The sequence below is a fragment of the Dehalococcoidia bacterium genome (assembly GCA_035310145.1).
Lineage (GTDB): Bacteria > Chloroflexota > Dehalococcoidia > CAUJGQ01 > CAUJGQ01 > CALFMN01.
The window spans coordinates 46,246-72,013 of sequence record DATGEL010000054.1; the positions used below are offsets into that span (position 1 = coordinate 46,246).

The window sequence follows — 25,768 nt, forward strand, 5'->3', positions numbered from 1 at the left end:
TCTCGACCGCTTGTTATGCTATAACTGGTGCGTATCTGCCGCGGGCTCGGATGGTCTGGAATGCGGCTGGCCCTCATGCCCCGCGCGGGCGCGTGGCGCCGATCTGAACCAGGAGGAGACGAATGAGGCAGGGACAGGCACTCCGGCGGGCCGCCGCCGGTGTCCCGCGCGCGTGGCTGCGACGGACGGCGTTGCTGCTGCCGGCGATCGTGTTGCTCGCCGCCGGGGTGCGGGCCGCGGCGCCCGCGCGGGCCGCCACGCTTACGGTGTCGATCTCCGGCGTGGGCGTGAGCGGCAACGCGCCGAACTACACGATCACCGCCGCCGCGGGCCAGTTGATCCAGCTCGGGGCGGTGGCTTCCGGCGCCTCCTGCGCGACGACCACCACCTTTTCCTGGTCCTTCAATAACGCCCAGATCGGCACCGGCCCCACGATCTCCTACGCCTTCACCACCACCGGCGCCGGCTACGTGATCGCCACCGATAGCTGCGCCCCGTCCAGCGACTCCGGCGCATCGACCTTCTCGGTGACGATCGGGCAGGGCAGCGGCGGCACAGGCGCCTGTACGCCGAACCCCGTGACCGGCAATCCGCTCGGCGTGCAGGTGATCGCTCAGCCGGCGAGCGCCAGCGTGAACCAGGTTGTGACCTTTGTCGCCGTGGTCAGCGGCGGCACACCGCAGACCTACGCCTGGAACTTCGGCGACGGGACGACGCAGGCGGCCACCGCCTCCAATACGGCGTCGCACAGCTACTCCTCGGGCAACACCTACAGCGTCACGGCGACCGTGACCGACAACCAGGGACACACGAACTGCGGCACGTCGTCGGTCGTCGTCAGCGGCAGCGGCAGCGGCGGCACCGGCGGCAGCACCAACCCGAAGATCCAGGTGGCGCCGAACGGGCCGTACACCGGCGCCGTCAACCAGGCGATCAATTTCGGCGGCTTCGCGACCACACAGAACGCCGGCGCGTCGATCACCAGCTACACCTGGAACTTCGGCGACGGCGGCACGGGCACCGGCCAGTCGGTGCAACACGCCTACACCGCCGCCGGTACCTTCACCGTGACGTTGACGGTGACCGATTCTTCGGGCCAGTCGTCGTCGAACACGACGACCGCGACGATCGGCGGTTCCGGCTCCAGCAGCGGCGGCTCGGGCACGGCGACCATCGGCCAGAACAGCGAGCGCGGCGTTACCGTCAACACGGGCGGGCCCTACACGGGCACGGCCGGGACGGCGATCAACTTCACCGGCACGGCCACGACGACCAACCCGGGCGCCACGATCACCTCGTACGTCTGGGCTTTCGGCGACGGCGGCACCGCGACGGGCCAGACCGCGAGCCACACCTATGCCAGCAGCGGCAGCTACACGCTGACGCTTACGGCGACCGACACGACCGGCGTGGCCGTGGCGGCGACGGCGGTCGTGTCGATCGGCGGCGGCGGCTCGACCGGTCCGCGCACGGTGCAACTCGTGCAGGGCTGCAACAACGTGGCGTTGACCTTCCCCGACAACACGCCGACGTCGACAGTGGCCAGCGGCATCAGCCCCGCCTCCGCGCTGCTGGGGATTTGGAAGCTGAGCGACCCCGCGACCTCGAAGTACAAGGCGTTCTTCCCCGGCGCCACGCAGGCGACCGACCTGCCCTCGGTGAACCGGCTGGATGCGGTGTTCATCTGCGTCAACGCCTCGGCAACGCTGACCGAGCCGGGGGCGTGAGCAAGCAGGTTCAGGGCTGCGGGATCACGATTTGGCGGGATCGGCCGGGGAGCGAGGCTCATGCCTCGCTCCCCGGCTCTCTGCTACGCCCGGGGTGGCGAGGGCCGGGCCGCGTGTGTGCCCGGCTTAGCTTTCGCGGTTGCGCACGGTCGCTGCCGGGCGATCGTCGGGGGGGGCGGTGCCGTCGGCGGTGAGCGCCGCGTGATCGTCGGCGTGCGGGCGCGGCTCGCGGCGCAGGGGATACGGCTCGGCGCCCGATTCGCGCGCCAGCGCCATCAGCGCCGCCGGCTGCGGCCGACCGGTGACACGGTAGTAGTAGAGCTGCACCACCGACTGGATGATCGCCGCGATCGGCACGCTGAACAGGGCGCCCCAGATGCCCGCGGCGCCGGCGCCGATGAAGAACGCCGCCAGCACCCAGAGCGGGTGCAGCCCGACGCTCTTGCCCATGATGCGCGGCCGCAGGATCTGCAAGACGAGCTGCTGCAGGGCCACCATCGCGATCACCGCGATGATCACGTTGACCAGCGACACCGTCACGGCGCCGATCACGATCGTGGGGATCACCGCAACCACGTCGCCGATGAAGGGGATGATCAGCATGAAGCCGGCGAACAGGCTGACGGGCAGCGCGAAGGGAATGCCCGTCGCCCACATGGTCAGGCCGGTGCCCACGGCATAGATCAGCGCCAGGATCACCGAGGCGCGCACGTAGCCGCCGAAGCTGTGATCGATGCTGGCGAAGAGCATGCGCACGTCCTGGCGGTAGCGCTCCGGCGTGACGCCGAGCATCGCCGACGTGATCCGCGGCGCGTCCAGCATCATGTAGAACGAGACGACCAGGATGATCACTGTGTCGAAGATGCCTTCGATGATCTTCGGCGCGAGGCCCACGGCGTTCTGTGCGAGCTGGGCGCCGGATTTGTCGATCTGCTTGCTCAGGTCTTCCGTGTTCACGCCGCTGAGGTCGACGTTGATGCCGCGGTGGTGCAGCCAGTCCTGCACGTCGCTGACCAGCTTGCCGGTGTTCTGGCGATACTCGGGCACCGTTCTGCCCAGCGTCTCGACCTGGTTCACCAGCGGCGGCGCCAGCAGCACGCCGGCCAGCGCCACGACGCCGAACATGCCGAGATAGACCGCCGCAACCGCTGCCGCGCGGCCCAGCGTCCAGCGCCGCGCCAGCCAGTTGACGGCGGGGTTCAAGATGAAAGACAGCATCCAGGCGAGGAAGAAGATCAGCAGCGTCTGCGCGAAATGGGCGCCGAAGTGCCAGACCACGAGGAAGAGCTGCACGCCGAGCAAGGCGCAGCCCAGGACGATCAGCAGGCGAAGCCAGGGATTGCGCTCCATGCGGGCCGCTCCAGCCGTGGCGCGGCCTGCCGCTCCGCCCGCGGCTGCGCGCTGGCGCCGATGATCCGGGTTGCGGATGCACATCCGGCGCCCGCGCTTGCCTTCCGGCCCCGACCACCCTGTCCGCGTTATGTGGGCCGGCCGAAAGGACCGCGTGGCCCGCGACCGCGGATCATGGTTGGATTGTAGGTCCGGCTGTTACACTGCGCCAAGTTATGGAACAGGGAGCAGGGAACAGGGAAGAGAGCGCCAGAGCGCCGCGGCCGCCCAAGGCTCCGATGGAAGCCGGCCACGTTCTCTGTTTCCTCAGATGGTGCTGACAGAAACCGCCTACTGGGTCGCCTTCAACCGCATTTCCACGATCGGCCGGGCGCGCTACGAGCGGCTGGAACGGGCCTTCGGCTCCCTCGCGGCCGCGTGGGAGGCTTCATCCGGCGAGCTGCGCGCCGCCGGGCTGGACGAGCGCAGCGTGACCGCCGTCGAAGCGCAGCGACCGCGCATCTCGCCCGAGGCCGAGCTGGCCGCGCTGCAGCGGCTGGGCGTCGAGGCGCTCACCTGGCACGACGATCGCTATCCGCGGCTGCTGAAGGAATCTTTTGACCGCCCTCCGGTGGTATACATACGGGGCAGCTTGCTGCCGGAAGATGATCTGGCCCTCGCCGTGGTCGGTACGCGCAGGATGTCACGCTACGGCCAGCAGGTCACTGAGCAGCTTGTGCCGGAACTGGTAGGTGCGGGGATCACGATTATCAGCGGACTCGCCCGCGGTGTGGACGCCACGGCGCACGCCGCGGCGGTACGGGCAGGCGGGCGCACCCTGGCGGTGATGGCCAACGGCGTCGATATCGTCTATCCGGCGGCGCACGAACGGCTGGCGCGGCAGATCGTCGAGCACGGCGCCCTGGTCAGCGAGTTGCCGCTGGGCACGCGGCCGATCAAGGATGCCTTCCCGCGGCGCAACCGCATCATCGCCGGCCTCTCGCTCGGCGTCGTCATCACAGAGGCGCCGGAGCGCAGCGGGGCGCTGTTGACGGGAAAGCTGGCAGCCGATGACAATCGTGACGTCTTCGCGGTTCCGGGCAGCATCTACTCGCCGATGAGCGCCGGCGCCAACGCCCTGATTCAGGAGGGGGCGCGGCTGGTGCGCACGGCGGACGATATCCTGTCGGAGCTGAATCTCTCCGCGGTTGTTCAGCAGGCCGAGCTCGCGGCCGCGGTACCCGAGGGGGCGGCGGAGTCGGCGCTGCTCGGGCTGCTCGGCGTCGAGCCGACGCATATTGATGAAGTGACGCGGGCCAGCCGGCTCTCGGCGGCCGAAGTCAGCAGCGGGCTGGCGTTGTTAGAGTTGAAAGGATACGTCCGCCAGGTGGGCGGCATGCAGTACGTCCGGCTGCGGGAGCTTGGGCAGGCGTACTCCGCCTGACGGCCGATAGAACCATAGAGCAGGGGAACACGCCGCGGGAACGCCGCGGTGCGAACGGAAATAACATGGCACAGGCAAAAAAGCATCTCGTCATCGTCGAGTCGCCCGCCAAGGCGAAGACGGTGGCCAGCATTCTCGGCAAGGACTACGACGTCAAGGCCTCGATCGGGCACGTGCGCGACCTGCCGAAATCCAAGCTCGGCGTGGACGTGGAGCACGGCTTTCGGCCGCAGTACATCGTCCCGCGCGACAAGTCAGACGTCGTCGGCCAGATCAAGAAAGCGGCCAAGAACGCCCGCTCGGTCTTCCTGGCCACGGACCCCGACCGCGAGGGCGAGGCGATCTCCTGGCATCTGCTCGAGGCCGCCGACTTGAAGAAGGTGCCGCATCAGCGCGTCGTCTTCCACGAGATCACGCGCGATGCGATCACCGACGCCGTGAAGCACCCGCGCGACATCGATATGCCGCTGGTCGACGCGTATCAGGCGCGGCGCGTGCTCGACCGGCTGGTGGGCTACAAGATCAGCCCGCTGCTCTGGAACAAGGTGCGGCGCGGGCTCTCGGCCGGCCGCGTGCAATCCGTCGCGCTGCGCATGGTTGTGGACCGCGAGCGCGAGATCGAGGAGTTCCAGAAGCGCGAGTACTGGACGATCGAAGCCGACCTGTCGCAGCAGCGCGACGCGGCCGAGTCGTTCCGCGCCCGCCTGCAGGGCTTCGCCGAGAAGAAGCGCGGTGAGCTGGAGCTGGGCAGCGAGGAGCAGACCACGGCCCTGGTCGAACGGCTGCGCGGCGCTGCCTACGCGGTCTCCGACGTGCGCAAGCGCCAGCAGGCGCGCCGCCCATCGCCGCCGTTCACCACCAGCACGCTGCAACAGGAGGCATCGCGGCGGCTGGGCTTCACGGCGCGGCGCACGATGACCGTGGCACAGCAGTTGTACGAAGGCCGCAACCTCGGCGCCGAGGGCGAGGTCGGCCTGATCACCTATATGCGCACGGACTCGACGGCGATGGCCGACGTGGCAAAGACCGAGATCCGCGACTACATCGCGCAGAAGTTCGGCAAGGGCTTCGCGCCGGAGAAGCCGCGCAGCTACACGAAGAAGCAGAAAGGCGCGCAAGAAGCGCACGAGGGGATCCGGCCGACCTCCGTCTGGCGCGAGCCGGAGCGCATCCGCAAGTTCCTCACCACCGACCAGCAGAAGCTCTATCAACTGATCTGGCAGCGGGCCGTCGCCTCGCAGATGTCTGACGCGCTGCTCGACGTAACCGCCGTCGACATCATTGCCACGCCGGCGGACGGCGAACGCTTCCTCTTCCGCGCCACGGCGAGCCATCTGCGCTTCGCCGGCTTCCGCGCCGTCTACTTTGAGCGCACGGAAGAGGGCGCCGACGAGGACGCCGACACCCGCGCCCTGCCGGAGCTGACCGCCGGCGAGCCGCTGAACTTGCGGGAGCTGTTGCCGGAGCAGCACTTCACCGAGCCACCGGCGCGCTTCACCGAGGCGACGCTGGTGAAGGCGCTGGAGGAGAACGGCATCGGCCGGCCCAGCACCTACGCGACGATCCTCTCCACCGTCACCGACCGCGGCTACATCGAAAAGGCCGGCCGGGCGCTGAAGCCGACGGAGCTGGGCTGCGACGTGAACGACCTGCTCGCCAGCTACTTCGCCAACGTCGTGGATCTCAAGTTCACGGCGCAGATGGAGGAGGAGCTGGACGAGATCGCGGCGGGCAACCGGCCCTGGAGCCCCGTGGTCAACGAGTTCTACCTGCCGCTGCAGAAGTCGCTCGACGAGGCCGAGCGGGCGCCGGCGCTGATGAAGCTGACCGACGAGGTTTGCGAGCTGTGCGGCCGGCCGATGGCGGTGAAATGGGGCCGTTTCGGCCAGTTCCTGGCCTGCACCGGCTACCCGGAGTGCAAGAACAGCCGGCCGCTCGCCGGCCAGGAGGAGCAGCAGGCCGTCACCGACGAGAAGTGCCCGATCTGCGACTCGGGCATGGTGGTGAAGATGGGCCGCTTCGGCCGCTTCCTCGCCTGCGAGCGCTACCCGGAGTGCAAGGGCACCAAGACCTTCCAGAAGAAGATCGGCGTGGATTGCCCCGAAGACGGCGGGCCGCTGGTGGAGCGGCGCACGAAGGGCCGGCGCACCTTCTACGGCTGCGGCAACTACCCGACCTGCACCTTCGTGAGCTGGACGCGGCCCACGGGCGAGAAGTGCCCGGTCTGCGGCTACCTCATGGCAAGCGACGGCGCCAACGCGGTCAAGTGCCTGAAGTGCGGCCACCGCGAGCAGCGCCGCAGCGATGACGCCGCGCAACCGCTGGAGGTCTCGGCGTAGCGGCGGGAACGAGGAAATAGGATACAGGAAATAGGAAATAGGCAGTCGCGAAACATCTCGCGGGGCGCGATCTTGCCACAGCGAGGAACAGGGGAGGGGACCGGCGCCACGGGGTCAGTCCTCTCCGATCTGGCTGCCGAACTGGCCGCGGACACAGGCGACGGGCGTACGGCCGAGCGGGCGCAGCGTGATGCGCCGCCGCCTGAGTTCATCGAACGCTACCTCGATGCGCTCGCCGCCGAGCACCGGCGCTCGCCGCTGACACTGCGCAACTACGCGAGCGACCTCGGCGCGTTTGCCCGCTGGCTTGCGGCAGAGGGGCGCGATCTGCTGGCCATCGACCGGCAGGTGTTCCGCGCCTACCTCGCCACGCTGGCGGACGCGCGGCTGTCGCGCGGCAGCGTGGCACGCAAGGTCAGCACGATTCACACCTTCTACCGCTGGCTGGTGAGCGAGGAGATCCTGCCGCACGACCCGCTCAACGGCGCCCGGCCGCCGAAGCGCGAGCACCGCCTGCCGCGCGTGCTGGATGAAGCGGAGACCGCCGCGTTGGTCACTTCGCCTGCGGCCGACGACGCGTTCGGCCTGCGCGACCGCGCCATCCTCGAGCTGCTCTACGCCGCCGGCGTGCGTGTGGCCGAGTTGGTGGCGCTCGACCTTGATACCGTGGACTTCGCGCAGGCGCAGATGACGGTGCGCGGCAAGGGGAGCAAGGAGCGCGTGGTCTTGCTCGGCGTGCCGGCGGTCGAGGCGTTGCAGCGCTACCTGCGCGAGGCGCGGCCCGGGCTGGCGAAGGCGACGGAGAAGCCGGAGCGGCAGCGGGCGCTGTTCCTCAACCGCGACGGCGGCCGGCTCTCGGCGCGGGCGGTGCAGATCATGGTGCGAGAGGCCGGCGTGCAGGCGGGCGTCTCACTGGCGGCGCATCCGCACCTGTTGCGCCACTCCTTCGCTACGCACCTGCTCGACGGCGGCGCCGACCTGCGCGTCGTACAGGAGTTGCTCGGCCACGCCAGCGCCGGCACCACGCAGATCTACACGCACGTCACCGAGGCCCGCCAGCGCCAGGTCTACACCGAGGCGTTCTACAACGTCTGGCAGCCAGGACGGGGAAATAGGAAGAAGGAAACAGAAAATAGGAACCAGGAGGAAGCCTCCCACGCCGGGCGCTCCTCCCGACCCATTTCAAAAGCTCATACCGCAGCCTCCCCCTCTCCAGGAACTGGAGAGGGGGCTGGGGGGTGAGGCCACTCGTGCGCATCCTGCTGATCAACGGCCCCAACCTCAATACGCTGGGCACGCGCGCGCCGGAGGTCTACGGCACGACCACGCTGGCGCAGATCGAGTCGCGGGTGCGCGAGCGGGCGGCCGCGCTCGGCGCGGAGATCGTCGCCTTCCAGTCCAACCACGAGGGCGCTCTGCTAGACTTCATTCAACGCGAGGCGCCCGCAGCGGACGGGATTCTGATCAATCCGGGCGCCTTCACGCACTACAGCTATGCGCTGCGCGACGCGCTCGAAGCCTGCGAGCGGCCGCTGGTCGAGGTGCATCTCTCGAACATCCACGCGCGGGAGAGCTTTCGCCACACCTCCGTGATCGCGCCGGTGGCGCTGGGGCAGGTGGCGGGTCTCGGTTGGAGGGGCTACCTGGCGGCGCTGGACGCGCTGATCGGCATGCTGGAAGAGCGACGGAACGGGTAATCGCCCGGCGCGCGATCTCAGGATGTCGGAAGGAGACGCGAGGTGATCGACGCACGGCTGGCGCGGTTGCGGGAGAAGCTCGCCGAGCAGCAGTTCGACGCGCTGTTCGTCTCCGACCCGTTCAACCGCCGCTATCTCTCCGGCTTCACGGGCAGCGCCGGTCACCTGCTGATCACGGCCGGCGAGGCCGTGATCGCCACCGACTTCCGCTACTGGGAGCAGGCCGGGGTGCAGTGTCCGCGGTTCCGCCTCTACCAGACCGTCGGGACGATGGCGGACTGGCTTCCCGGCCTTATCTTCGGCCTCGGCGGCCAGCGGCTCGGCTTCGAGGCGGCGAGCCTGAGCTACGCCGACTATCAGCAGATCGTGAAGATCATCGACGCGATGCCCGCGGCGGAGCGGCCGCGGTTTGTCTCCTCCGAGAGCCTGGTTGAGGCGTTGCGTGCGCTGAAGGATGCGGGCGAGATCGCCGCGCTCGAGCGCGTTGTCGCCCTGGGCGATGCGGCCTTCAACCACGCGGCGGCCCAGCTGAAGGCCGGCGGGACGGAGCTGCAAACCGCCCGGGCGATCGAGAACTACATCAAGGACCACGGCGGCGAGGGCACAAGCTTCACGCCGATCGTCGCCGGCGGCGCCCGCGGCGCCATGCCGCACGCCCGCGCCGGGCAGGATTTGCTGCGCGAGGGCGAGGGCGTGGTGATCGACATGGGCGCCTTGCTCGACGGCTACTGCTCGGACATGACGCGCACGCTCTTCCTGGGCACGCCCGACGCCCGCTTCAGCGCGATCTACGACATCGTCTTCACCGCGCAGCAGACGGCGGCGGAGCTGATCGAGCCCGGCATGAGCGGCGAGCTGGCGCACAAGATCGCGCATAAAGTGATCGCAGAGGCCGGCTACGGCGAGAACTTCGGCCACGGTCTCGGGCACGGCATTGGGCTGCAGGTGCACGAGGAACCCTGGCTGAAGGCGACGTCCAAATCGGTCTTGCAAGAGGGCATGGTCTTCTCGATCGAGCCGGGCATCTACCTCAGCGGTTGGGGCGGCGTGCGCATCGAGGACCTGTTCGTGCTCGAAAACGGCCGCTGCCGCGTGCTCAGCAACGCCCCGAAGCTGCATGTCTCAGATCTGACCAGCGTGACAGGAGTTTCCGGATGATTACCCCCGGCGAGTTCAAACGCGGCATCGCGATCGAGCTGGACGGCAAGCTCTACACCGTGCTCAGCTACGAGCACAACAAGGTCGGCCGCGGCAGCGCCCAGGTGCGGCTCAAGCTGCGTGACGTGCGCGCCGGCCACACGATCGACCGCACCTTTCAGGCTTCGGAAAAGTTCGTGCGGGCGCACATCGACCGCTCGCCCATGCAGTTTCTCTACGAGGACAACGGCCTCTACTACTTCATGAACGCCGAGACCTACGACCAGATCGCCCTGACCAAGGACCAGGTCGGCGACGCGCTCTACTACCTCAAGGAGAACGAGCTGGTCGACGTGCTCACGCACGGCGACAGCGCGATCGGCGTGGAGCTGCCCACCAGCGTCAATCTGAAGGTCGTGGATACGGAGCCGGGCTTCAAGGGCGACACGGCCACCGGCGGCAACAAGCCGGCCAAGCTGGAAACCGGCCTCACCGTGCAGGTGCCGCTGTTCATCAAGGAAGGCGACGTGCTCAAGGTCGACACGCGCACCGGCGAATACCTGGAGCGTGCCTCATCGTGAGCGCGGCCGCCGGGAGCCGCCCTATGCTCGCCCTGACGGTTCAGCAGGTGGTCGGCTATCTCAAAGAGCTGATCGAGTCGAACGCCACGCTGGGCGACCTCTGGATCAGCGGCGAGATCTCCAACCTCTCGCGCTCCGCGGCCGGCCACATCTACTTCACGCTGAAGGACGAGGCGGCGCAGATGCGCTGTGCCTTCTTCAAGCGCGCCAACGCCGGCATGAAGTTGGAGCACGGCGATGCGGTGCTGGCGCACGGCTACGTCTCGGTCTATGAGCAGCGCGGCGAGCTGAACTTCGTCGTCGACTTCGTGCACCCGCAGGGCGCGGGCGTGCTCAACGCGCAGTTCGAGCGGCTGCGGCAGGCGCTCGAAGCGGAAGGGCTGTTCGACGAGGCGCGCAAGCGCCCGCTGCCGCCCTTCCCGCGGCGCATCGGCGTCGTCACCTCGCCCACGGGCGCCGTGCTGCACGACATCATCACCGTTGTCGGGCGGCGCTGGCCGCTGGCCGAGATCGTGCTGGCGCCGACCGCCGTGCAGGGCGAGGCCGCCGCGCCGGGCATCGTCTCGGCCCTGGCCGATCTGAACGAACGCGGCGACGTGGACGTGATCATCGTGGCGCGCGGCGGCGGCTCGCAAGAGGACCTCTGGCCCTTCAACGATGAGCGTGTGCCGCGGGCGATCTACGCCAGCCGCGTGCCGGTGGTCTCTGCCGTGGGGCACGAGACGGATTTCACCCTGGCCGACTTCGCCGCCGATCTGCGGGCGCCCACGCCCTCCGTCGCGGGCGAGCTGGTGGTTCCCGACCAGATCGAGCTGGCGATGCGCGTGGGCGGCTACGTCGGGGCGCTGGAGTCCTGGGCACGGCAGGCGCTGGACGACCGGCGCGACGCACTCGACCGGCTCGTGGACGCGCTTGAAGATGTGCAGCCGGACATTTGCGCCGCGCGCGAACGGCTCGATCGGCTGCTCGCCGGCTGCGAGGAGCGGCTGCGCCGCGCGATCGAGCGCTCTCTGGCGCTGGTCGAGGCGCGGGAGCTGCAGCTCGGCTCGCTCAGCCCGCTGGCGGTGCTGGGGCGCGGCTACGCCGTGGTGCAGCGCGTGGATGGCGGCATCGTGACGCATGTGCGCGACGCCGGCGCCGGCGACCTGGTCAGCATCCGCGTGCAGGACGGGGCGCTGGCCGCCGAAGTCAAGCAGGGCGGTCAGATCAGATGACGAACGCGAAGAAGGGCGAGCAGCAGAGCTTCGAGGCCGTGTACACGCAGCTCGAAGAGACGGTGCGCCAGCTCGAGGCGGGCGGCCTGCCGCTGGACGAGTCGATCGGGCTGTTCGAGGAGGGGATGCGGCTGGCGCAGCGCTGCCGCGAATTGCTCGACGGCGCCGAGCTGCGCATCACCACGCTCAGCGAACAGTTTCGTGCCGCCGGCGTCGCCCAACCGGCCGGCGCGGAGCCGGGCTGAGGCCGGGCGCATGCCGCTGATTCGCGCGGACCTGCACAGCCACACGCACTTCTCCCGCGATGGCTGGACCACGCCCGAACGCTACGTGCAGCGCGCGGTCGCGCGCGGCATCGGCTGGGCCGCCGTCAGCGACCACAACAACATCGATGGCGCCGTCGCCGTGCGGCGGCTGGCGAAATATGCGGGCGCGCTGAAGGTCATCATCGCCGAGGAGATCCGCTCGACCGAAGGCGAGATCATCGGCTACTTCCTCAAGGAGCCGATCGCGAAGGGGCTGACGCCGGAGGAGACGGTGCGCGCGATCCGCGAGCAGGGCGGCATCGTCGGCGTGCCGCATCCTTGCGACCGCTACCGTGGCTCGGCCATCGGCCTGGCGGCGCTGAGCCGCATCGTGGACGACGTCGACGTAATCGAGGTGTTCAATGCGCGCAACATGAAGCAGGAGGACAACCTGCGCGCCCTGCGCTTCGCCCGCGAGCACGGATTGCTCGAGTCGGCCGGCTCCGACGCGCACGTGCATACGGAGATCGGCTCGGCCTGGGTGGAGATGCCCGACTTCGAGACGCCCGAAGGGTTCCTGGAGTCGTTGAAGCAGGGCCGCATTCACGGCCGGCTCAGCAGCCCGTTCGTGCACCTGCTCAGCTCGGCGGCGAAGCTGCGCTTCAAGCTGGGCATGGGGCCGGCGCGGTAGGGTGGCCTCACCCCCCGGCCCCCTCTCTAGCCCGGCTGGAGAGGGGGAGGCTATGGAGGTGGTTTGGAGAAGCGTTTGAGCGGGCGGCTGCGAGTTGGCTGGTTTTCGACGGGGCGTGGGGCGGGCTCGCGGGCGCTGTTTCGCGCCATCTGCGCGGCGATCGACAGCGGGCTGCCGGTAGAGCTGACGTACGTCTTCTGCAACCGCGAGCCGGGCGAGGACGAGCAGACGGACCAGTTCTTCACGCTGGTGCGCGAGCGCGGCGTGCCGCTGCTGACGCTCTCCTCGGCCGCGTTTCGCAAGCAGGCAGGCGGCAAGATCGTGCGTAAGGGTGAGCTGTTGCCGCGGTGGCGTCTGGACTACGACGACGCGGTGCTGGAGCGGGTCGAGCCGTATTGCGCGACGCTCGGTGTGCTGGCGGGCTACATGCTGATCTTTGGCGCCCGCGCCTGCGAGCGGCTGCCCCTGCTCAACCTGCACCCGGCGGCGCCCGGCGGCCCGATCGGCATCTGGCAGGACGTGATCTGGCAGCTCATCGCCGCCCGTGCCGAGCACAGCGGCATCACGATCTTCCGCGCCATTCCCGAAGTCGACGCTGGCCCGCCGCTGGCCTACTGCACGTACCCGCTGCGCGGGCCGGAGATCGACCCGCTCTGGGCCGGCACGGCGGGCCAGCCGCTGGAACGGCTCAAAGTCGAGACCGGCGAGGAACTGCCGCTCTTCGCCGAGATCCGCCGCCGCGGGGCCCTGCGCGAGCCGATCTTGATCGTGGAGACACTCCGCGCCGCGGCCGAGCGTGGTCTGCCGCAGGCGGGCGAGGCGCTGGATCTCACCACGCTGGTGGAGATGCGGCTGGCCGAGGGACGGCGCTCATAATGGTGAAGGGAAGCGCTGCCGGGTTTCGGCCGCTCGCGCGCCGCCCGGCGGCGGGAAACGAACGAGTCCGTGCGCGTTCTGCTCCTCTCGACCTATGAGCTCGGACGACAGCCCTTCGGGTTGGCGTCCCCCGCGGCGCGCCTGACTCAGGCCGGCGCAACCGTTCGCTGTCTCGACCTGGCGGTGCAGGCGCTGGATGCGCAGGCGATCGCCGCTGCCGACCTGATCGCCTTCTATGTGCCGATGCACACGGCCACGCGGTTGGCGGCGCGGGCGCTGACATCGGTCAAGCAGCTCAATCCCACGGCGCATCTCTGCTTCTACGGCCTCTATGCGCCGGTCAACGAAGCGTTCTTGCGATCGCTGGGCGCCGGCACGATCCTGGGCGGCGAGTTCGAGGATGGACTCGTCGCCCTCGTCAAGCGGCTGGCGACCGCGGGCGCGGCCAGCGCCCAAGAGGAACCGGTGATCTCCCTCGCTCGCCAGCCGTTTCTGGCGCCAGACCGCCGTGGCCTGCCCGGGCTGGAGCGCTACGCAAAGCTGATCATGGGGCCGGACGATCACCGGCTCGTCGGCTACACCGAGGCCACGCGCGGTTGTAAGCATCTGTGCCGACACTGCCCGATCGTGCCCGTCTACAATGGGCGCTTCCGCGTGGTGCCGCGCGAGGTCGTGCTGGAGGATATCGCCCGCCAGGTGGCGGCAGGGGCGCAGCACATCACCTTCGGCGATCCGGATTTCCTTAACGGGCCGCGGCAGGCGCTTCCCCTGGTGGATGCCCTGCACGCGCGCTTCCCAGCGCTGACCTACGACGTCACCGTGAAGATCGAGCACCTGGTCAGGCACGCCGAGCTGCTGCCGGCGCTGCGGGATACCGGCTGCGTGTTCGTGACCAGCGCGGTCGAAGCCGTCGATGACCTGATCCTGGAAAAGTTCGATAAGCGCCATACGCGGGCCGAATTCGAAGCCGTGGTGCGACGCTTTCGGACGCTGGGGCTGACGCTCAATCCCACCTTCGTCACGTTTACGCCCTGGACCACGCTCGATGGATACCTCGATCTTCTGCGCACGCTCGTCGAGCTGGATCTGGTGGCCAACGTCGCGCCGGTTCAGTACGCCATTCGCCTGCTGATTCCCGCAGGCTCGCGCCTGCTGGAACTGCCCGACGTGCAGGCGCTGGTTGGCCCCTTTGACGAGCAGGCGCTTTCCTATACGTGGGTGCACCCGGACTCACGGGTAGACAAGCTGTACGCGGTCGTTCGCAGGATCGCCACGGCTGCCGGCGCCCACGCCGACCGCCGTACGGTGTTCGCCCAGGTCTGGGAGGCGGCCCACGCCGCGGCGGGCCTCGCGGCGCCCGCGCCGGCCTGGCAACCGCACGACGGCGCGCAAACGCCGGTCCCCTTCTTGAGCGAAGCGTGGTTCTGTTGAGCAGAGCCGGCTGAGGAGCAGGTTGCTCCCATCTACTGAGGCCCGCTCGATTCCTCCATACCGATCCAAACCAACACAAGGATCGTCGCGGAGGAACCCCTGAACGCTGCGGTGGCCAGCTGGCCCGCCTTTGAGCGACCCGGCGGGTGAATTGTTGCCGGCCACGGGCGCTGGCTATAATCGCTGCACACTTGCTGTGCCGCAGCGCCGAATCTGTCGGGCGCCGGCCGCTGGCCCCGCGCGTGAGGTCGCCGATGCACTGCCGCTCATGCCGCGCACGGCTGAACGAGGCCGACAACTACTGCCGCAAGTGCGGCGCCGCGGTCGAGATTCTCGACGTCGAAGTCGTGCGCCGCGGCCCGGCGGCGCCGGCGCCGACCCTGCGGGAGGCGGCGCTGCCCATGCTGACGCAGGGCGCTGCGATGATCGTCGCGGGCGCGCTGCTGCGCTTCGCGGTCAAGCACGTGCTGGCGCGGCAGCTTTCGAATCGAGGTCTGCCTGGCCTGCAGCGCCAGCGCGGCGCGTCGGGTGGCATGGTGGTCGAGGAGTTGCTCTATTACCGGCGCGTCCGGCGCGGCACGTGAGCCGGCAGGGGGTTCCAGGCCATCGCGCCGCCGCAACGCCTTCATCGAACCCGGCGACCCCGGCGAACCCGGCGAACCCGGCGAACTCGACTGCGCCCCGAGCGGCGCCTGGGCACGCGCCGCGCCGCCGCGAGCGCGGAACAAGCGGCACGCACGCGGCCGGACCCCGGCGCGCCGTCGCCGGGGAAGGCGTGCGCCTGCAGAAACTGATTGCCGATGCGGGTCTGGCCTCGCGCCGCGCGGCCGAGCGGCTGATGCTCGACGGCGCCGTGACGGTCAATGGCCGCATCGTCACCGAGTTGGGGGCGAAGGCGGTTCCCGGCGTCGACGACGTGCGCGTGTCCGGCCAGCGCGTCGCGCCTGCGGCGCCGCACGTCTACTACCTGCTGAACAAGCCGCCCGGCTACGTGACCACCCTCAGCGACGAGCACGGCCGCGCTACGGCGCGCGACCTGCTCGGCGACGTGAAAGCGCGCGTCTTCCCGGTGGGGCGGCTCGATCGGGACAGCGAGGGGTTGTTGCTCTTCACCAACGACGGTGAGTTGACGGCGCGGCTCACACACCCGCGCTTCGCCGTCGAAAAAGAGTACCTGGCGCTCGTCGATCGCGAGCCGGCGCCGGCAGAGCTCGACGCACTCCGCCGGGGCGTGTCGGTAGAGGGCCGGCGCACGGCGCCCGCCCGTGTCGAGCGGCTGCAGCCGGAAGACGGCGGCGTCTGGCTCGGGCTGACGATCCACGAAGGCCGCAAGCGCCAGGTGCGCCTGATGTGCGAGGCGGTCGGCCTCACGGTGCGGCGGCTGGTGCGCACCCGCTTCGGTTCGCTCACCCTCGAAGGGCTGCCGGCCGGCGCCCATCGCCGGCTCGCGCCGCGCGAAGTGACGAGACTGCGCCGCGACGCCGATCTGCCTCAGTGAGAGGCGCTACTCCCCCGCGCCGTCCTCCTGCAGTACCGGCAGGGTGAAGCGAAACGCCGTGCCGCCGCCGGGGCGCGCCTGCGCCCAGATGCGGCCGCCCATCACCTCAATCAGCCGGCGGCAGACGGCGAGCCCCAGGCCGGCGCCCTGCGAGCCGGTGCGCACGGCGTCCGCCGTCTTGTAGAACGGTTCGAAGACGCGGTCCATGTCTTCTTTGGGAATGCCGCTGCCGCGGTCGAGTACGCTGAACTCCACGTTCTTGCCGTCGAGCGCGGCGGTGATCTCGATACGCCGGCCCCTGGGCGAGAACTTGACGGCGTTCTCCAGCAGGTTGCGAAACACCTGCTCCAGATAGGTTGGATCGGCATCGACCAGCGGCAGATCGGATGGCACGTCGACGGTGAGCGCGTGGTTGCCGACCCTCCCGCCCAGGGAGATGATCACGTCGTTGACGAAGCGATAGGGAATGGTCGGTTCCAACTGCAGTTGCATGCCTGCCTGCACGCGCTGCATGCCCAGCAGGTCCTCCACCAGGTGATAGAGCCGCTCGGCCTCCTCGGCCATGTCGTGCAGGAGTTGCTCTCGCACCGACGCATCGAGCTGGTGGCCGCGCTTCAGCAGGGTCAGGGCGCCGCCGCGCACGGTCGTGGTCGGCGTACGCAGCTCATGCGAGACGGTATTGATAAAGTCGTCCTTCAGCCGGTCGACTTCGCGCAGCCGGCTAATGTCCTGGTAGACGGTGACCACGCCGGTGAGCCGGCCGCTGCCGTCGCGGAAGGGCGCCGCGTTCACCAGCACCGGCACGTCCTCGCCGGTGTCGGCGCGGCGCACCACCAGCTCGCGGCCAAGCTGCGCCGTGCCGTCGTTCAGCACGCGGCAAAGCGGCGACTCCTCCGGCGGCAGCGGCCGGCCGTCGGCGGTGAGCAACGCATGCCCGCTGCCGCGGCGACGCCCATTGCCCGAGGGAGCAACGCCGAGCAGATCGGCGATCGCCTGGTTGGACAGCGTGGCGTTGCCCTGGGCGTCGAACATGGCGATGCCGACCGGCAATGCCTCGATCAGCGCCTGCAGGCGTTCACTCTCGGCCTCGGCGCGTTCGAGCTGGCGCAGCGCGTCGAGCTGGCTGCCGAGTTGCGCTCCGACCGTTTCCAGGAAGGTGCGTTCGTCTTCGGGCAGGGGCCGCGCCGTGCGCGCGGCGAGGGTCAGCAGGCCCGCCACGGCGCTGCGGCTCTTCAACGGCACGTGCGCGATGCTGACGATGCCCATCCGTTTCGCCAGCTTCTCGTCGGGCGTGCGCGCCGCGCCCTTGCCGTAGCTCTGCACGACGAGCTGCCCGGAGTGGATGGCGCTGTCGAAGGAGTAGCCGGTGTCCAGCGGCAGCTCGTGCACCGGCGTGCGCAGACGCGACTCGCCGCGGCTGGCGACCATGCGTAGGCGGCTGTCGTCGGCCTCCAGCAGCCACACGGCCCACATGTCGATGCCGGGGAACTGCGGCGCCAGGTCGTCCAGCAGCTTGACGCAGGCGAGCTGCGCGTCGTCGGTGTCGGCCAGCGCCTGCAGCGCATGGTTGAGCGCCAGCAGCCGCTCGGCGCGGCGGCGTTCGGTCGCGGCCTGCGCCGCGACGGCGCGCGTGCGCTCGCCGGCCTCCAGCGCGGGCGCCAGCACGGCGCTCACCCGGCGCAGCGCGGCGATGCGCGCCGGATCGCGGCTGGCGCCGGCCGGCAGCGCGACGACGAGCGCCGCGCTCAACGGCGCGGACGCCGCGGACGAGGGCAGCGGCTGCGCCAGCAGCGTGCCGCCGCCGAGCGTACTGGCCAGCGGCGCCGTGGCGACGGTCTGTTGCCAGAGGCGCCGCGCCAGGCTGGTGCAGGCGGCCTCCTCTTCCGGCGAGAGGCCGGAGCCTTGCAGCTCAATGCGGCCGTCGTCGGCGCGGCGCACGATCGCGCCGCGATCGCTGCCGGCGAGCTGCAGGGCGGCGTCGAGCAGATTGGGCGGCGCATCGGCCGCGGGTTGGGGCGCGTTGACGAGGCGTAACCGGGAACGGTCGGCTGTCACGCTGCGACCCCCTCGTACGCCGAGGCACGGAGCCCAGCCGGCGAGCGCTGCGGCGAATCAGGTAGGATGTACATAGCATCGGGGTTGTGCCCCGTCAACGGCGTTCGCGGCGGTTGGCGCGAGCGCGGCCCACGGGGAGCGTCCGTCTCAGGCGAATTGCTGGCAGGAACGAGCATGTTCGAATCACTCACGGAAAAGCTGGGCGGAATCTTCGGCCGGCTCAACAGCCACGGCACCGTCACCGAGAAGGATCTCGACGACGCGATGCGCGAGGTGCGGCTGGCGCTGCTTGAGGCCGATGTCAACTACAAGGTCGTGCGCGAGTTCATCGCCAAAGTGCGCGAGAAGGCGCTGGGCGCCGAGATTCTCAAGAGCCTGACCCCTACACAGCAGATTGTCGGCATCGTCAACGAAGAGTTGATCGAGCTGCTGGGCAACGAGCCGGGGCACATCAACCGCGCCGCGCAGCCGCCCACGATCATTATGCTCGTCGGCCTGCAGGGTTCGGGCAAGACGACACACTGCGCCAAGCTGGCGCTGCACCTGCGCCAGCGCGGCGACAAGCCGCTGCTGGTGGCCGCCGACGTGTACCGCCCGGCCGCCATCGACCAGATCCAGTCGCTCGCCCGCCAGCTCGACATCCCGGTCTATGCCGAGGGCACGAACGTGAAGCCGGCGCAGATCTGCCGGCACGCACTCGACGAAGCCAGGCGCATCGGCGCCACCGTGATCATCATCGACACCGCCGGCCGCCTGCACGTGGACGAGGCGATGATGGGCGAGGTCGCCGAGCTGCGCGAGCTGCTCAAGCCGCAGGAAGTGCTGTTCGTGGCCGACGCGATGGCCGGGCAGGACGCCGTGCGCGCCGCGGAGGAGTTCCACAAGGCCGTCGGCACCACCGGCCTGATCCTCTCCAAGATGGATGGCGACGCCCGCGGCGGCGCCGTGCTCTCGATCCGCGCCGTCACCGGCGTGGGCGTCAAGTTCGTGGGCGTGGGCGAGAAGGCGGACGCGCTGGAGACCTTTTACCCGGACCGCATGGCGCAGCGCATCCTCGGCATGGGCGACATCCAGACGCTGATGGAGCGTGCCCAGGAAGCGATGGGCGAGCAGGACGTCAAGGACCTCGAACGGCGGATGAAGACCGCGCAGTTCGATCTGCAGGACTTTCTCACGCAGATGGGCAAGGTCAAGAAGATGGGCCGCCTCGCCGACCTGGTGAAGATGATCCCCGGCGTCAGCCGCATCAGCAACCAGCTTGGCGTCGATCAGATGGACGATGACTTTTTCAAGCGCACGGAAGCCATTATCCTTTCGATGACGCTGTTCGAGCGGCGTCACCCGGAGACGTTGCTCAAGAGCAAGGGCAGCGAGAAGGGCAGCCGCAAGAAACGGATCGCGGCCGGCTCCGGCACGTCGGTCGCGGAAGTCAACCAGTTGCTCAAGCAGTTCGAGGACGCGCGGCAGATGATGAAGACGCTCGCCAACAGCAAGGGCCGCGGCTTGCTGCCGGGCATGTTCCGCTAGCGTCCCGTTGACGACAGAGAAGGCAGCGCGGTTCAGTTCCGCGCCGGAGGTGTGCATTGCTCAGAATCAGGCTGCGCCGCGTGGGCAAAAAGAAGGCGCCGTCGTACCGCATTGTCGTGGCCGACAGTCGCGCCCCGCGCGACGGCGCCTTCGTCGAGGTGATCGGCTTCTACGATCCGCTCACCGACCCTTCAACCGTGCGTGTGGACGCGGAGAAGGCAAAGGACTGGATGCGGAAGGGCGCCCAGCCCAGCGATACCGTCGTGCGGCTGTTGCAGAGCCAGGGCGTGATTGAGAAGCCCGCCAGGTCCGAGCAGCCGGCGGCCGCGGCCGAGTCCTGACGCGGGTGGGGGCACGATGAAAGAACTGGTCGAATACATCGCCCGCCAGCTCGTGGATGATCCGGCGGCCGTCTCCGTGGACGAGTGGCGCCAGGGCGACCGCGTGGTGTTGCGCCTGCACGTGGCCGAGGGCGACATGGGCCGCGTGATCGGCAAGCAGGGCCGCATCGCCCAGGCGATGCGCACGCTGCTGCGCGTGCCTGCCGCCCATGAACATGTCTATGCCGTGCTTGAAATCGGCTGATGAAAGCGGCTAAGCCGGACAATGTGGCGCCGCGCTCGCCCGACGTGCGCGAGGGTTTCGTCGGTGTCGGCGTGGTCCTCACCTCGTTCGGCCTCAAAGGCGATCTCAAAGTCGAGCCGCTCACCGACTTCCCCGAGCGCTTCGCGCCGGGCGCGCACCTCTGGCTCGCCGGCCACGAGCGCACCGTCGAGCGCAGCCGCTGGCAACGTGGGATCGTCTTCGTCAAGCTGACGGGCATCGACAGGCCGGAGGCCGTGGCCCAGGTGCGCGGCTACCCGCTGGAGCTGCCGGAGGCCGAGCGGGCCGAGCTGGGCGCGAACGAGTTTTATCAGTCCGACATTCTCGGTCTGCGCGTTCTCACCAGCGGCGGCGAAGAGCTGGGCCGTGTGCGCGAATTTCTGCCCACCGGCGCCAACGACGTGCTGCTGGTGGAAGGCCCGCGCGGTGAAGTGCTGGTGCCGATGATCGACGACATCGTGCGCGCGATCGACCTGGCCGCCGGCACGATCACGATCGAGCCGCTGGAAGGGCTGTTGCCCGAGCCGCGCGTGCCGAGGCCGCCGCGGCTGCCCTCCTGGCGCTACAAGCAGTTGCGCCGCCAGGGTTCCGCGCCCCCGCCACGGTAGCCGCACGAAAGTGCAGCGACCTTGACAGCGTTTCCCCGGCGGCTAGACTAAGCCCACGCCCGGCGCTACGCAGGAGGACGCGATGGACGCTGCCCAGTCCCTGGCCCAGGCCGCTCTCTTCCGAGGCATGAGCGATGAGTATCTGCAGCGGCTCGCCCGCGCCGGCCGCGAGCGGAACTATGCGCCCGGCGAGGTGATCCTGCGCGAGGGCGATCCGGGCATCGCCTTTTTCGTGATTGACCGCGGGCACTGCGAGGTGCTGCGCGGCACCGGGCCCGACCAGCAGGTGATCAACCAGCTCAAGCCCGGCGATACCTTCGGCGAGATGGCGCTGCTCAACGACCTGCCGCGCATGGCGACGGTGCGCGCCGTGGACAGCGTGAGCTGTTTGGCGCTGCTGCGGCTCGACTTGTTGGACGCGCTGCGCGACCAGCCGGAGATCGCCATCCATATGCTGAAGACGCTCTCGCAACTGCTGCGCCGCGCCGAAGAGCGCGCCACGTAGCGGCCAGCGCATCGCCGCCCCCGTTCAGTGCAGCTTCGCCGCCTGCGTGACCGCCATCTGGCGCACGGCGTCCTGCGTGGGCGCGCCGCCCGAGCCGTTGACGATCAGGATCGCCGTCGCCGCGCCCACGCGCAGGCCGACGATGTAGAAGTCCTGATCGGGCGCGCCGCCGGCCGCCGCGGCGACGTGAATGTGCTGCGCCGAGACTTCATCACCAATCGCTCCCAGGTCCGCGGGCGAGGTGTCTACTTTCACGGCGCCCGGCTGCTGGGCGCCGCTCGCCACGGCATTCAGCGTGGTCGCCAGGCCCGCATGGGCGCTGTCGGCGTCGCGCCACTGCGAGAGCACTTCGAGCAGCCCTGCCGTCGTGGCCTGGCCCACCGCCGAAGTTTGTGGCCCTGCCCACTGCACCACGACGCCTGTCGTGCGGCCGCCGTCGTTGAGTTGCTGCTCGAAGCTGGCCGGATCCGCCTGCGCGGCGGCGTAATCGTGGTTGCTAAATGGCCGCTTGGCGTTGAGCTGCAGGCCGGGCGGCACTTCGCTCTGGATGAGCGCCGCCGCGGTCAGCCGATCTGCTGCCGGTCCGGCGTTGCTGGCGACGGGCGACGCCACAACGGCCGCCGTCACCGCCGTCGTGGTGACCGTCCCGGCTGCCGGTGTCTTTGCCTGATTGGCGCCGCCGGAACACCCGGCGATCAAAGCAGCGAATATGAGCAGCAAGACTCCGCCTGTCAGCGCACCCCTCACCCTCACCTCCTCAAAAAATGCGACGCACGCGGCACGGCAACTGATCGCGGGCCGCTCCGCGCAGGCTAGACGACCGTGCGCTCACGATCCAGCCGTGTTCTGAACCAGGAGCGGTGAGACCGAGACGGCGGCGTGGCGTTCAGGGGCCGCGGCTGTGATCTTGCCCGATCGCGGCGGCTTGTCGATAATGACGGAGTGCCCCGGCCGGGAGCACAGGCCAGGGTAGCTCAGTCGGTAGAGCATGCGACTGAAAATCGCAGTGTCGGCAGTTCGATTCTGCCCCCTGGCACCGAGTAGCAGGCGTGAAATCGGTCCACGCGCCCCTCTTTGACAGTGTGGCGACCGGGTTTGACAGCAACGCTGACAGCAACGCTGACAGCAACCCGGCTTCCGTCCCCCTACGAACCGAAGAGCCGGTCTAACCGCTCTGCCACGGCACGCTGGAAGCCCGGCAGCACATGGCCGTACACGTCCAGCGTCATCGCCGCGGCCGCGTGGCCCAGCCGCTCCTGCACCGCCTTCACGTTCTCGCCGTCCGCCAGCAGGATCGTGGCCGCCGTGTGTCGGAGATCGTGGAAACGGATGCGCGGCAGCCCTGCCTGCTCAAGCAGGGGCCAGAACGAGCGGCGCAGAATATTGCCGCGCTCGATCGGCGTGCCGATGGCCGTGGTGAAGATCAGGTCGGTGTCCTGCCACGCGGGGCCGGCCGCAAGACGTTCCTCGGTCTGGTGTGTGCGGCGGCGGCGCAGCGCCGCGACGGCCCGCGCAGGCAGCCCCAGCGTTCGGCGCCCGCGCGCCGTCTTCGGCTCGCTCGTGATCCACTCGCCCTTCGCCCGTTGGAGCTGTTGGCGCACCGTCAGTTCGCCGCGATCGAGATCGACATCTGCCCAGCGCAAGCCCAGCAGCTCGCCGGCGCGCAGCCCGCTGAGCAGCGCGAGCACATACAAGGCTTCGAGGCGGTCGCTCTTCGCCGCGTCCATGAGCTGGCGGGCTTCCTCGATGGTGAGCACGCGCGGTTCGAGATGGCTGCTGCGGGGCGGATCAACAAGCTCCGCAACGTTGCGCGCCACCAAGCCCCACCGTGCGGCGTCGGCGAGCGCCCGATGCAGGACGGCGTGGCAGAGCCTTACGGTGCGAGCGGCGAGGCCGCCGTTCTGAAGTGTGGCGTAGCAGCGCGAAAGGTCCACCGGGGTGAGCCGGGCGAGGCGCAGGGTGCCGAGCTGCGGCGTCAGGTGGCGTCTGATCACCACTTCATAGCCGGTGTAGGTGCTGCGCCGCACCCGCGGCCGGGCGGTGTGTTCCAACCAGCCGGCCAGGAACGCCGCCACGGCGGTCTTCTCTTGCGGAACCGGCACGTTCTCGGCCTTCGCCCGTAACAACGCGAGGCGCTTGGCGGCTACGTCTTGCCGTGTCTTGCCATACACGTCCTTGCGGCGGTCACCGGCAAGGATGACGCTGCCGACCCAGCGGCCATCCTTGCGCTGGAAGATGCTGCCTTCGCCGTTCGCGTTCTTGCCCTCAATGGCGACGCTGCCATCGGGCCGGACACTGCGTTTGCCCATCGCGTGCTACTCTCCGGGTGCTGTCCTGACGGCGTTCAAGAACATGGCGACTTCGTTCGGGTACGCCACGCGATACCGTTCCAGCGTAGCCCGGATCGACCCGTCGATCCGGGCTGCAAGCTCGGCTACGGACGCACGAGGGTGCGCGGCATGGAGTTCCATCGCCGCCGGCAGGAGCACGTCCGCGGCGAACTCCAGAACGGGCAGGGGCAGCACGAAGAGCCGCCGCAGGATCGCCGCCTCCTCCGCGGGCAGCCGCAGCTCACGCGGGCGCGCCGCCCGGCACGCGATACCCGTCGTGCGGATTCCATAACTGTTCCTCCTTGTTGTCCGCCGGCCGGCGCCCCTCACTGGCGAAGATGGGCAGCACCGGCTACGCGTCCCGCGCCCGCTCGGCCTCCCACGCCTGCTGCTGCTCCCACCGCTCCGCCGCGGCCAGCGCCGCCGCCTCGGTGACGTAGCCGGGGGAGAACACGTCGCCCTCGCCCCAATCGACCGGCTCGTAATACCACGCACCCGTGGTGTCGTCGTGCGCCCGCGGTGAACCCGCTTCGCTGCTGTGGTAGATCCGGAACTGTCCGCTCTGCGTGTACGTCACGTCTCTGTCTCCCTCTGCGCCGGGGTTCGCCGCCCGGCTCGGTCTGCGGGGGTACACGTCCGCGCGCGGGGGGTATGTCGTGCAGGGCGGCGGCCGGCCCGTCAGCTCCCGTTGCCTCTGGCCGGCCGGCGCTCGCTCCTGTGGTTACGGCTGCCCGGCACAACGGGCGCACAGCTCGATACGGGCGCCGCCGTCGTAGTGGTTCACGTAGCTCTCGACACCTTCGGCCGCGCCGCAGTGCCAGCAGGCGACGCCGAAGCGTGCGACGGCGGCCGCGGCATGGTAGCACGAGCCGCGGTACTGGTAGCCCCTGCAGTCGCAGCGCCAGCCTGAGGGCGTCGGGCGCAGCTCGTACACCTGACCGGGCGCCGTCAGCGACAAGGCGAAGACCCGGCCATCGGTGTAGCGCGTAATCTGCGCCGCGACCGGCGTATGACCGCAGCGGCGAGCGGTAGACTGAACCGGGGCGATGGTGGTCATTGCACCGTCTCCGCATGGGGCGGCCGCCGTCTCACGCACGGCGCCGGCCTCCTTGCGCTCTTATTATACAGTAGTTAATGATAGACTACAAATTGTAATGAGATTATGTGCCAATGTTTAGAGTACAATGATTGAAGTTAGGAGGTCAGGCGAGTATGAATATGGATACGATGGTTGACGAACGCTATCTGACCACGGCAGAGGTCGCCGAGAAGCTCCACGTCACGGAATGGACCGTGCGCCAGTGGCTCAACGCCGGCAAGCTGCGCGGCTCGCGCCCAGGGGGACGGCGCGCGGGCTGGCGGGTCCGTGAAAGCGACTTCGTGCGCTTCCTCGATCAGACCGCCAACCGGCCGGAGAGTGAGGAAGGTGCCGAGTGATGGTCACCGCGAAGCCGCTGGCGTGGATGCGCTCTCTGCACCCTCTCCCGGCAATGTTGTTGGTGCTGCTAGCGGCCGCTTGCGGCTCAGCCACCGCTACGGCGGGGGAGTCGCTGCTCTTCGGCACCGTCTCGGCGCCAGAGTGCAACGGCGGTTATCAGATCCTCAACGCCACGGTCACGGTGCGGGATGAGCACGACACGATCATCGGCACCGGGACGACTGACGCCACAGACCAAAACAGCTACGCCGACCAGTGCATCGTCACATTCATGGTCCATCTCTCGCGGCGCGCAAAGTTCTACCAACTCAGTGTCGGCACGCATGGCGGGCCGACCTACCAGCACGATGAACTGAAGGCGCAAGGCTTTGGCGTGCACTTGTCGTTGAACTGAAGGCGGATGGTGACGGAGGCGAGCGCGATGGCAGACACTACCACGTCTGGCTCGGTACCCAAACCGGCTCAGCCGCCGCGGGGCGCGGCAGCACCAACG

The 25,768-nt window shown here is 69.1% G+C and carries 27 protein-coding genes and 1 tRNA gene; 22 read left to right on the plus strand and 6 right to left on the minus strand.

Going from position 1 to position 25,768, the window contains the following annotated elements; all coding sequences use genetic code 11:
- Window positions 1–122 precede the first annotated feature (122 nt).
- Entirely contained in the window at window positions 123–1,727 is a 1,605-nt protein-coding gene (locus VKV26_11240) for a PKD domain-containing protein (GenBank protein HLZ70464.1), read from the plus strand.
- 126 nt (window positions 1,728–1,853) lie between these two features.
- Here the strand turns inward: VKV26_11240 and VKV26_11245 are convergent, their stop codons facing one another.
- On the minus strand, window positions 1,854–3,077 hold the full coding sequence (locus tag VKV26_11245) for an AI-2E family transporter (GenBank protein HLZ70465.1): 1,224 nt from the start codon (window positions 3,075–3,077) through the stop codon (window positions 1,854–1,856).
- A gap of 310 nt (window positions 3,078–3,387) precedes the next feature.
- Here VKV26_11245 and dprA point away from each other — a divergent pair, with 310 nt between their 5' ends.
- The 13 genes from dprA (at window position 3,388) to VKV26_11310 (ending at window position 16,209) form a co-directional block, all read left to right on the plus strand.
- The gene (gene dprA / locus VKV26_11250) at window positions 3,388–4,500 is read left to right on the plus strand and encodes a DNA-processing protein DprA (GenBank protein HLZ70466.1); all 1,113 of its coding nucleotides are present in this window, start codon (window positions 3,388–3,390) and stop codon (window positions 4,498–4,500) included.
- A gap of 65 nt (window positions 4,501–4,565) precedes the next feature.
- Window positions 4,566–6,839 (plus strand): type I DNA topoisomerase, encoded by a 2,274-nt coding sequence (topA, locus tag VKV26_11255; protein ID HLZ70467.1) that lies wholly within the window; start codon window positions 4,566–4,568, stop codon window positions 6,837–6,839.
- A gap of 72 nt (window positions 6,840–6,911) precedes the next feature.
- On the plus strand, window positions 6,912–8,081 hold the full coding sequence (locus VKV26_11260; GenBank protein HLZ70468.1) for a tyrosine recombinase XerC: 1,170 nt from the start codon (window positions 6,912–6,914) through the stop codon (window positions 8,079–8,081).
- An 8-nt stretch (window positions 8,082–8,089) separates the two neighbouring features.
- The gene (gene aroQ, locus VKV26_11265) at window positions 8,090–8,536 is read left to right on the plus strand and encodes a type II 3-dehydroquinate dehydratase (protein ID HLZ70469.1); all 447 of its coding nucleotides are present in this window, start codon (window positions 8,090–8,092) and stop codon (window positions 8,534–8,536) included.
- A gap of 42 nt (window positions 8,537–8,578) precedes the next feature.
- The gene (locus VKV26_11270) at window positions 8,579–9,694 is read left to right on the plus strand and encodes a Xaa-Pro peptidase family protein (GenBank protein ID HLZ70470.1); all 1,116 of its coding nucleotides are present in this window, start codon (window positions 8,579–8,581) and stop codon (window positions 9,692–9,694) included.
- Window positions 9,691–10,254, plus strand: coding sequence for an elongation factor P (gene efp, locus VKV26_11275; GenBank protein ID HLZ70471.1), 564 nt, complete (start codon window positions 9,691–9,693; stop codon window positions 10,252–10,254). The genes VKV26_11270 and efp overlap by 4 nt, the downstream gene beginning before the upstream one ends.
- Window positions 10,255–10,277: 23 nt before the next feature.
- Window positions 10,278–11,468 (plus strand): exodeoxyribonuclease VII large subunit, encoded by a 1,191-nt coding sequence (xseA, locus tag VKV26_11280; GenBank protein HLZ70472.1) that lies wholly within the window; start codon window positions 10,278–10,280, stop codon window positions 11,466–11,468.
- Entirely contained in the window at window positions 11,465–11,713 is a 249-nt protein-coding gene (gene xseB, locus VKV26_11285; GenBank protein HLZ70473.1) for an exodeoxyribonuclease VII small subunit, read from the plus strand. Before xseA ends, xseB begins: the two co-directional genes overlap by 4 nt.
- A 10-nt stretch (window positions 11,714–11,723) precedes the next feature.
- Window positions 11,724–12,404, plus strand: coding sequence for a PHP domain-containing protein (locus VKV26_11290; protein ID HLZ70474.1), 681 nt, complete (start codon window positions 11,724–11,726; stop codon window positions 12,402–12,404).
- A 63-nt stretch (window positions 12,405–12,467) separates the two neighbouring features.
- Window positions 12,468–13,280 carry a formyltransferase family protein gene (locus tag VKV26_11295; GenBank protein HLZ70475.1) on the plus strand — a complete coding sequence of 271 codons (813 nt, stop codon included), beginning with the start codon at window positions 12,468–12,470 and terminating at the stop codon, window positions 13,278–13,280.
- A 69-nt stretch (window positions 13,281–13,349) separates the two neighbouring features.
- A complete protein-coding gene (locus VKV26_11300; GenBank protein ID HLZ70476.1) occupies window positions 13,350–14,711 on the plus strand; it encodes a CUAEP/CCAEP-tail radical SAM protein in 1,362 nt (453 codons plus the stop codon).
- Window positions 14,712–14,965: 254 nt separating this feature from the next.
- Complete coding sequence (locus VKV26_11305; GenBank protein HLZ70477.1) at window positions 14,966–15,295, plus strand: hypothetical protein; 330 nt, start codon at window positions 14,966–14,968, stop codon at window positions 15,293–15,295.
- Window positions 15,296–15,486: 191 nt separating this feature from the next.
- Window positions 15,487–16,209: a pseudouridine synthase gene (locus VKV26_11310; protein HLZ70478.1), complete on the plus strand. Its 723-nt coding sequence runs from the start codon at window positions 15,487–15,489 to the stop codon at window positions 16,207–16,209.
- 6 nt (window positions 16,210–16,215) lie between these two features.
- Here the strand turns inward: VKV26_11310 and VKV26_11315 are convergent, their stop codons facing one another.
- Window positions 16,216–18,264: an ATP-binding protein gene (locus VKV26_11315; GenBank protein HLZ70479.1), complete on the minus strand. Its 2,049-nt coding sequence runs from the start codon at window positions 18,262–18,264 to the stop codon at window positions 16,216–16,218.
- A 174-nt stretch (window positions 18,265–18,438) separates the two neighbouring features.
- On the opposite strand from VKV26_11315, the gene ffh reads away from it, so the two are divergent.
- The 5 genes from ffh (at window position 18,439) to VKV26_11340 (ending at window position 21,507) form a co-directional block, all read left to right on the plus strand.
- A complete protein-coding gene (gene ffh / locus VKV26_11320) occupies window positions 18,439–19,791 on the plus strand; it encodes a signal recognition particle protein (protein HLZ70480.1) in 1,353 nt (450 codons plus the stop codon).
- 56 nt (window positions 19,792–19,847) lie between these two features.
- A complete protein-coding gene (gene rpsP, locus VKV26_11325; protein HLZ70481.1) occupies window positions 19,848–20,132 on the plus strand; it encodes a 30S ribosomal protein S16 in 285 nt (94 codons plus the stop codon).
- Window positions 20,133–20,148: 16 nt separating this feature from the next.
- Window positions 20,149–20,376 (plus strand): KH domain-containing protein, encoded by a 228-nt coding sequence (locus VKV26_11330; protein HLZ70482.1) that lies wholly within the window; start codon window positions 20,149–20,151, stop codon window positions 20,374–20,376.
- Window positions 20,376–21,002: a ribosome maturation factor RimM gene (gene rimM, locus VKV26_11335; GenBank protein HLZ70483.1), complete on the plus strand. Its 627-nt coding sequence runs from the start codon at window positions 20,376–20,378 to the stop codon at window positions 21,000–21,002. Before VKV26_11330 ends, rimM begins: the two co-directional genes overlap by 1 nt.
- Window positions 21,003–21,084: 82 nt before the next feature.
- Window positions 21,085–21,507 carry a cyclic nucleotide-binding domain-containing protein gene (locus VKV26_11340; GenBank protein ID HLZ70484.1) on the plus strand — a complete coding sequence of 141 codons (423 nt, stop codon included), beginning with the start codon at window positions 21,085–21,087 and terminating at the stop codon, window positions 21,505–21,507.
- Window positions 21,508–21,531: 24 nt separating this feature from the next.
- Here the strand turns inward: VKV26_11340 and VKV26_11345 are convergent, their stop codons facing one another.
- Window positions 21,532–22,119: a hypothetical protein gene (locus VKV26_11345; protein ID HLZ70485.1), complete on the minus strand. Its 588-nt coding sequence runs from the start codon at window positions 22,117–22,119 to the stop codon at window positions 21,532–21,534.
- Window positions 22,120–22,470: 351 nt separating this feature from the next.
- Here VKV26_11345 and VKV26_11350 point away from each other — a divergent pair.
- Window positions 22,471–22,543: transfer RNA gene (locus VKV26_11350), tRNA-Phe, on the plus strand.
- A 109-nt stretch (window positions 22,544–22,652) separates the two neighbouring features.
- On the opposite strand, the gene VKV26_11355 is transcribed toward VKV26_11350, so the two are convergent.
- From VKV26_11355 to VKV26_11365, 3 genes are all read right to left on the minus strand, one after another.
- Window positions 22,653–23,816, minus strand: coding sequence for a site-specific integrase (locus tag VKV26_11355; protein HLZ70486.1), 1,164 nt, complete (start codon window positions 23,814–23,816; stop codon window positions 22,653–22,655).
- 373 nt (window positions 23,817–24,189) lie between these two features.
- Window positions 24,190–24,414 carry a hypothetical protein gene (locus tag VKV26_11360; GenBank protein HLZ70487.1) on the minus strand — a complete coding sequence of 75 codons (225 nt, stop codon included), beginning with the start codon at window positions 24,412–24,414 and terminating at the stop codon, window positions 24,190–24,192.
- Between the two features lie 144 nt (window positions 24,415–24,558).
- On the minus strand, window positions 24,559–24,894 hold the full coding sequence (locus VKV26_11365; protein ID HLZ70488.1) for a hypothetical protein: 336 nt from the start codon (window positions 24,892–24,894) through the stop codon (window positions 24,559–24,561).
- A 161-nt stretch (window positions 24,895–25,055) separates the two neighbouring features.
- Here VKV26_11365 and VKV26_11370 point away from each other — a divergent pair, with 161 nt between their 5' ends.
- A complete protein-coding gene (locus VKV26_11370) occupies window positions 25,056–25,274 on the plus strand; it encodes a helix-turn-helix domain-containing protein (GenBank protein HLZ70489.1) in 219 nt (72 codons plus the stop codon).
- The gene (locus VKV26_11375) at window positions 25,274–25,669 is read left to right on the plus strand and encodes a hypothetical protein (protein ID HLZ70490.1); all 396 of its coding nucleotides are present in this window, start codon (window positions 25,274–25,276) and stop codon (window positions 25,667–25,669) included. The genes VKV26_11370 and VKV26_11375 overlap by 1 nt, the downstream gene beginning before the upstream one ends.
- Window positions 25,670–25,768 lie beyond the last annotated feature (99 nt).

Excerpts from the sequence above, each read along its gene's own strand:
- VKV26_11240 (HLZ70464.1), top strand. The coding sequence starts at position 123 with ATGAGGCAGGGACAGGCACTCCGGCGGGCCGCCGCCGGTGTCCCGCGC.
- VKV26_11245 (HLZ70465.1), bottom strand. The coding sequence starts at position 3,077 with ATGGAGCGCAATCCCTGGCTTCGCCTGCTGATCGTCCTGGGCTGCGCC.
- dprA (HLZ70466.1), top strand. The coding sequence starts at position 3,388 with ATGGTGCTGACAGAAACCGCCTACTGGGTCGCCTTCAACCGCATTTCC.
- topA (HLZ70467.1), top strand. The coding sequence starts at position 4,566 with ATGGCACAGGCAAAAAAGCATCTCGTCATCGTCGAGTCGCCCGCCAAG.
- efp (HLZ70471.1), top strand. The coding sequence starts at position 9,691 with ATGATTACCCCCGGCGAGTTCAAACGCGGCATCGCGATCGAGCTGGAC.
- xseA (HLZ70472.1), top strand. The coding sequence starts at position 10,278 with ATGCTCGCCCTGACGGTTCAGCAGGTGGTCGGCTATCTCAAAGAGCTG.
- xseB (HLZ70473.1), top strand. The coding sequence starts at position 11,465 with ATGACGAACGCGAAGAAGGGCGAGCAGCAGAGCTTCGAGGCCGTGTAC.
- VKV26_11290 (HLZ70474.1), top strand. The coding sequence starts at position 11,724 with ATGCCGCTGATTCGCGCGGACCTGCACAGCCACACGCACTTCTCCCGC.
- VKV26_11305 (HLZ70477.1), top strand. The coding sequence starts at position 14,966 with ATGCACTGCCGCTCATGCCGCGCACGGCTGAACGAGGCCGACAACTAC.
- ffh (HLZ70480.1), top strand. The coding sequence starts at position 18,439 with ATGTTCGAATCACTCACGGAAAAGCTGGGCGGAATCTTCGGCCGGCTC.
- VKV26_11330 (HLZ70482.1), top strand. The coding sequence starts at position 20,149 with ATGAAAGAACTGGTCGAATACATCGCCCGCCAGCTCGTGGATGATCCG.
- rimM (HLZ70483.1), top strand. The coding sequence starts at position 20,376 with ATGAAAGCGGCTAAGCCGGACAATGTGGCGCCGCGCTCGCCCGACGTG.
- VKV26_11340 (HLZ70484.1), top strand. The coding sequence starts at position 21,085 with ATGGACGCTGCCCAGTCCCTGGCCCAGGCCGCTCTCTTCCGAGGCATG.
- VKV26_11355 (HLZ70486.1), bottom strand. The coding sequence starts at position 23,816 with ATGGGCAAACGCAGTGTCCGGCCCGATGGCAGCGTCGCCATTGAGGGC.
- VKV26_11365 (HLZ70488.1), bottom strand. The coding sequence starts at position 24,894 with ATGACCACCATCGCCCCGGTTCAGTCTACCGCTCGCCGCTGCGGTCAT.
- VKV26_11370 (HLZ70489.1), top strand. The coding sequence starts at position 25,056 with ATGGATACGATGGTTGACGAACGCTATCTGACCACGGCAGAGGTCGCC.
- VKV26_11375 (HLZ70490.1), top strand. The coding sequence starts at position 25,274 with ATGGTCACCGCGAAGCCGCTGGCGTGGATGCGCTCTCTGCACCCTCTC.